Annotated in this window: 2 protein-coding genes; both read left to right on the top strand. The window is 40.2% G+C overall.

Translation table 11 applies throughout. From position 1 onward, the window contains the following. Positions 1-149 (top strand): sugar nucleotide-binding protein (locus H5R64_RS00265; protein WP_182582483.1); only part of this gene is annotated, 149 nt, incomplete at its 5' end. A 61-nt stretch (positions 150-210) separates the two neighbouring features. After that, positions 211-399 carry an SH3 domain-containing protein gene (locus H5R64_RS00260; RefSeq protein ID WP_182582481.1) on the top strand — a complete coding sequence of 63 codons (189 nt, stop codon included), beginning with the start codon at positions 211-213 and terminating at the stop codon, positions 397-399. Positions 400-557 lie beyond the last annotated feature (158 nt).

Below are 557 nucleotides of genomic sequence, written 5' to 3'. Positions count from 1 at the left end.
AAGTTAGCCCGGTAACTTCAGCCGAATACCCCCAAAAAGCCTACCGTCCACGTCATTCAATTATGAGTTTGGCAAAGGTAAAGGAAACGGGCTTTGCGGTCCCAACGTGGGAAGAGGCATTGGCAAGGTTGATGGAAAAGATAGGATAATTATCTTCGCCTAAAGTAGGTTCAACATAGCTAACATTAGTATCCTTACTACTATTACTTTGTGTTATATCCATTCCTAGAGAACGTTGCTTCTGAATTACCTGCGGGTTCAGTAATTGATTATGATGCCTGGTCTCGCCATAATGGGGAAGTGTGGTTACGTCAACCATGGGCGGATGGTCAATATGGTTATATTCCATGTCAAAATGGGATAACCAATGAACCTTATGGGACCTTTAGTGAACAATAAAAGCCACTCACGATTAATTTCGTGAGTGGCTTTCTTAATTGGGTATACACTATCTGGTATTGATGAAAAATCAATACCAGTTTTTTGTACACAAAAAAGGACAACTGTTGCCCTCGTATTGTACAATCAATTCACCACAAAAATCATGTAAAGAAGGT

The sequence above is a fragment of the Limosilactobacillus fastidiosus genome, assembly GCF_014145505.1.
GTDB classification, from domain to species: Bacteria; Bacillota; Bacilli; order Lactobacillales; family Lactobacillaceae; genus Limosilactobacillus; species Limosilactobacillus fastidiosus.
Note: the sequence above shows the minus strand (reverse complement) of the source record. Positions and strands in the feature narration are given on the sequence as shown.